At 42.9% G+C, this 4940-nt stretch carries 6 protein-coding genes; 4 read left to right on the plus strand and 2 right to left on the minus strand.

Annotation, left to right across the window (positions count from 1 at the left end):
• Positions 1-367 precede the first annotated feature (367 nt).
• Together B3W37_RS00045 and B3W37_RS00050 are read left to right on the plus strand one after the other, a co-directional pair.
• A complete protein-coding gene (locus B3W37_RS00045) occupies positions 368-616 on the plus strand; it encodes a type II toxin-antitoxin system prevent-host-death family antitoxin (protein WP_483171598.1) in 249 nt (82 codons plus the stop codon).
• Between the two features lie 65 nt (positions 617-681).
• Entirely contained in the window at positions 682-936 is a 255-nt protein-coding gene (locus B3W37_RS00050) for a type II toxin-antitoxin system RelE/ParE family toxin (RefSeq protein WP_483174413.1), read from the plus strand.
• Between the two features lie 367 nt (positions 937-1303).
• On the opposite strand, the gene B3W37_RS00055 is transcribed toward B3W37_RS00050, so the two are convergent.
• On the minus strand, positions 1304-1579 hold the full coding sequence (locus B3W37_RS00055) for a helix-turn-helix domain-containing protein (RefSeq protein ID WP_483174414.1): 276 nt from the start codon (positions 1577-1579) through the stop codon (positions 1304-1306).
• Between the two features lie 905 nt (positions 1580-2484).
• Between B3W37_RS00055 and B3W37_RS00060 the strand changes: the two genes are divergently transcribed.
• Both B3W37_RS00060 and B3W37_RS00065 read left to right on the plus strand, forming a co-directional pair.
• Entirely contained in the window at positions 2485-2853 is a 369-nt protein-coding gene (locus tag B3W37_RS00060; protein ID WP_483174415.1) for a YkvA family protein, read from the plus strand.
• Positions 2854-3352: 499 nt separating this feature from the next.
• Complete coding sequence (locus B3W37_RS00065) at positions 3353-4258, plus strand: ImmA/IrrE family metallo-endopeptidase (protein ID WP_483171592.1); 906 nt, start codon at positions 3353-3355, stop codon at positions 4256-4258.
• 334 nt (positions 4259-4592) lie between these two features.
• Here B3W37_RS00065 and B3W37_RS00070 read toward each other — a convergent pair.
• The coding region (locus B3W37_RS00070) for a DUF5615 family PIN-like protein (protein ID WP_483174416.1) at positions 4593-4940 on the minus strand (348 nt) is incomplete at its 5' end.

Consider the following 4940-nt stretch of genomic DNA (forward strand, 5'->3'; position numbering starts at 1 on the left):
ATTTTCAACTCATGGCGGTATTTAGGCAAATGATTCACCACCTTCTCTGAGAAACCATCTGCCGCCGCACGCCCTGATCCCGGCACGGGGCTGTCTGAATCACCCGATGGCGAATTCCTTTCCGGGCGGTCTTCAATCTGTGTCGGGACTTCGTCACAGTGACTCGAGCAAAGGTTTCATAATTTTTCTGTTCCAATTGTATTCTGGGAAAGTGAACAAAAGGTGAACACCGGGTGAAATTATTGCTATATCGCCGTCGCAGGATGACAAAAATGGCGGTTGCTGATAAGTATTAAGTAGTATATTAAGTAATATATTAAGATAATAAATGTTATAATTATTACATCAACTACGGAGGTGATAAATAATGCCCACCATTAAACCGGTATCTGATCTCAGGAATTACAATGAGGTTCTGAGGGAATGTCGTGATGGAGAACCAGTTTTTCTAACCAAGAACGGACGAGGCAAATATGTCCTTATGGATATTCAAGATTATGAAAAACAACAGACTATTATTGAACTTCTTTCGAAGTTATCAGAAGCCGAAACTACCATTAAAAATGGCGAAGAGTGGCTGACCTTGAATGATCTTAAGAATCGCCTGGGGGTTTAATATGTGGTTAAAATCAGAATAAACCCGGTAGCGGGCACTGATCTACAAGAGATCAAGGACTCCTTATGGGAAAAAACCCATCTGCAGCGGTTGAAACCGTACGGTTGATTATCTCAAAGATAGAAGCATTGACGGATTTCCCAGAGATGGGATCTCCGCTGGCGCCACGGATCAAGCAACCCAGCAGATATCGCTACGTAATATGTGAACAATATCTGATATTTTATATATTCGAAGATAACATCGTGTCAGTTCAGAGAGTACTACACGCTAAACGGAATATCGCTTCTTTGCTGCTAGACGGCCAGGAAGAGTCATAAAGTACGCTTCCCTTAAGCAGTATCCTTGTGATTGATTTTTCAGATCCTTCACATTTACCCGTGATGTTAGATGCCGCTTATCATTCTGAGCGCCAGTGAAGAATCTTCCCACGCAACCATGAGATCGCAGAAATACATGGAGGGCATAGAACTTCGTGCCGGGCAAATTGGGGGAATGGTTTACATCAATGGGATGTTCAAGCCTCGACGTTCTGGGTCACCCCCTCAGCCTGATACCGGTATGGAACAAACTGCTAAGAAGCTACGCCATGGAGGCTTTGGAGGCTGAAAAGGCCAAGCATCATGACCACAAGGTCGGAGACCGGCAGCCAGATTGGTTGCACTCGGATTGAAGCCCGAAAGAAATCTACAGCCAGGGGGCTTTATCAACCTCATCGCCGCGTAAAACGGGGAGCAATTTCGAATACAGCGGTTCGGGCACATTCTTGAGCGGAGTATCGTCAACCCTCAAAATGATACTGGGTTTTATACGTGCCTTCTGCGCCAGCTCATGGGCGGTATAGCCCCGGTTCTTGCGAAGTTCTTTTACGGTTTTGTTGCGGAAACGGAAAGAGAAAAACATTTGGGTTTCCTTTGCGGGGTTTTTATTTAGTATAGCTGTCTCCACGAGCAAAAAGAACACCTATTCAGATGATTAATACAGCAATCCATCAACTTGTAAGGAATGCTTACAAGTTAGGATGTATGGGATTGTTTAAACAATTAGGCAATTCCTAATAGTTCATCATGAGAGCGTGGCAGCTTTGACAGCCCTTTTTCGCGCTACTGTTGGCTATCAGACAGGTTATGGAATGTTGAACGATTCAACTATCTGGAATTGTTGGATAGTTGAATCAAAGGGTGGGCGAAGAGTGATGTTATACTGGGGGCTCAAGTAAGTGGATAGCCGGCTTGAAGATAAGATATTATCCTAAACCATAATTCCATAATACACAATTTCAACACAATTGCAGGAATTTTGTAACTATTTCTAGAAAATTTTACTAAAGTGTGGATTAAGCGCATTTGGATATTTGTGTAAGGAGTGGTCCCCAGGTGCCTGAGAATATAGACGGTTTCAACGAAACCCAATCCTTCAAAGAGGTCCAGAAGGAAGCTAAGAGTTTAAGCAAATGATTTGAAAGCATAGCTAAGATAAAAGCATCCGATCCCCAGGCTTTAGCCCAATTAGACAAAGCCTTAAAAACCCTTCCCGATGATGCGGATTTCATCCAACTGTATCAAATCTACAAAAACAAGGCTCAAGCCTTTGTTGCCGATGCGCGCCGTTATCGAGCCAACAACATTAAACGCCTGATCTCTGCCTATATCCGGGGACAGGCAGCAGAGCGGCAAAGCTACCCGCGAGTTTATCAAGGGCTGGCGGAACGGTCCGCTGGAGCTGCAATTTCTTAATATAAGTATCAGCAGAATCGAAGGGTGACAACACACTGTCCATCCTTTGAGATATAACTGGGGAAAGGCCTTGTGATGGGTTGGTTTGTTGAATACTGTGCGTCAAATTATTTAGGAGAGGGGGGATAACGGATGTCAGAAGATTATGTAAATGATGATAGGGAGTTTGAGCAGCATGCTGGGGAATCTCAAGAAGATTACGTAAACCGAGGCTTTTTTAAAAAAGCCAAAAAATTTGCTGCTAAGGTTCCGCTTATTTCTGATGCAGTAGCAATGTATAATACGTTGAAAGACAACAAAACACCGATTTGGGCCAAAGCAACCATTACTGCTGCACTTGCTTATTTTATAATGCCAGCAGATGCTATACCAGATATCATAGCTGCAGTAGGATTTGTAGATGATGCCGGGACCATAGCCGCTGCGATGGCCTCCATATCATCAGTGATGACTGATGAACATCGTAAACAAGCAAATGATTGGCTCAACGGAGTCCAATAAACTTAATGAGCATCCATGGTCCCCCTGACATCCATGAACGGTTATTAAGGGAGGATTCTATGAAGTACCTTTCAGAAGATAAAGAGTTTGTAATAGGTCAGTGTGAACGATGTAGATCGGAATTAAAGGTTCCCAAGGATAATCTCGTATCACGTAACGATAGTTTCGACCTGAAAGCGACGGTCCAGTGTCAATGCGGGAGAATCCATAATCTCATTTTAGGCAACAGTAAGACTCTGAAGTGGGCCAACGAAAAGGTAAAATTTGATCCCAATTATGTTTCTTCCAATCAAAGCAATACAGTTTCGTGTCCCCTCTGCAAATCAGTCCAATTATACGCTGGTGACAAAGGGTTCAGCTTAGGTTCGGCAGCAGCCGGCGGGATACTATTTGGACCTGTGGGTTTATTGGGAGGCTTCTTAGGTAGTAAAACAGTAATGATTACTTGCCTCAACTGCGGACATAAATGGGAAGCAGGCAGAATTTAATTGGAGTAAAAATGGCCAAGAAAGATACCCCCGAACTAGATAAACTATTTCAAGAAATAGGTACATATCGCCGAAGCCAGGATTATTCTGAACTTCTAAAATTTATTAAGAAGTTCCCTGAAATCGCGTCCTTCAATGCCATGCTTATCAATATTCAGAAACCAGGCAGCCAATATGTCGCATTAGCATCGGTTTGGAGGGAGAGGTTCGGCAGGCACGTTGTGCCCGGAGGAAGGCCACTTGTTATCCTACGCCCATTTGGGCCGGTAACATATGTTTTTGAACTGGGAGATACGGTAGGCACTAAGCCGTTTCCGCCTGAATTATTGAACCCATTCAGAGTAGAAGGGAGAATTAGCACTGTTGATTATAACAACCTATTAAACAGCCTTATCAACTACGGTATTGCCTATTATAAATCAGACCACGGGTCAGCTAGCGCGGGATTTATACAGACCAATCGAAACCCGGAACAGCAGACTGTAGTTAAATCGAACAAGGTGTATTGGATCAAGGTGCTCTTCAACATGGTTTTAAATAGAAACCATCCAATAGAAACTAAATTTGCCACGATAGTACATGAATTAGGGCATCTATTTTGCGGACATCTAGGAAGTCCTAGCGATAAATGGTGGACTGGCAGACCAATGCTACATAAAGATGTTAAGGAATTTGAAGCCGAAAGTGTTTGCTGGTTGGTGTGCGAAAGGATGGGGATACACAATCCGTCAGCAGAATACCTGAACGGATATCTAGGCAATAACGAAGAAATCCCCGATATTAGTATTGAGACTGTTCTGAAAGCTGTTAATATGGTTGAAACTATGATTAAGGGAACCAGCGTCACAAAGAAAGAGATTATAGAAAAAACGGCCACTGTGAACAACGGTATTAAGAAATTCAAAAGAAGCAGATAGGTGATTGACAATTGGCTAACGAAAACCTAACCACCGCCAACGATTAAGAGAACGTTTTACAAACAGGGAGCAAGCTCTTCTTCTTTGCTGTATTTCTATTTTGCCAAAAACACGTGGTTGCATTGGCTCTGGCATAGATAACGGGTACCTTTTGGCACATCTTCCCAATACTTATCAGGAAATTCTGCAGGAGGCCCGTAACGAAAAGGAGAAATTGACCAGCCGGAAACGCCAGAAAACAATCAGGGTGCAGCAGTCCCTGATTTTACTGGAGAAGATGATTTTCCCAAAAGCATCATGATGGGTTCTAGTGCGAAGTTATCTTCGGCAGTTGTTACAATTGTTTTCTTATTCGGATTCGTTCCTTTTCTACAATCCAAAGGTCACCAATAACAAACATGTTTAAATTCGGAATTAATTGTTCAATTGCTTCTATAATTGAGCCCTTATTGAGAACACCCATTCTGATAACAATAATTCCCTCGGTAGTTCCTGGTGGATAATTTACAATGTTAGAAAACCCAACGTCCAACGTTATCAGTATCCTTTTTTCTTGCCGGCAATGAACGGCGAGAGCAGGATCAGGACAACCTTGGATCCCTTCTGAATAGACAGTTTCAGCACTATGGCCATTGTTTTCAAGCATCAATGCTGCTTCAATGGGGAGATTTTCATCAATCTT

The organism is Syntrophomonas sp. UBA5494 (genome assembly GCF_002426325.1).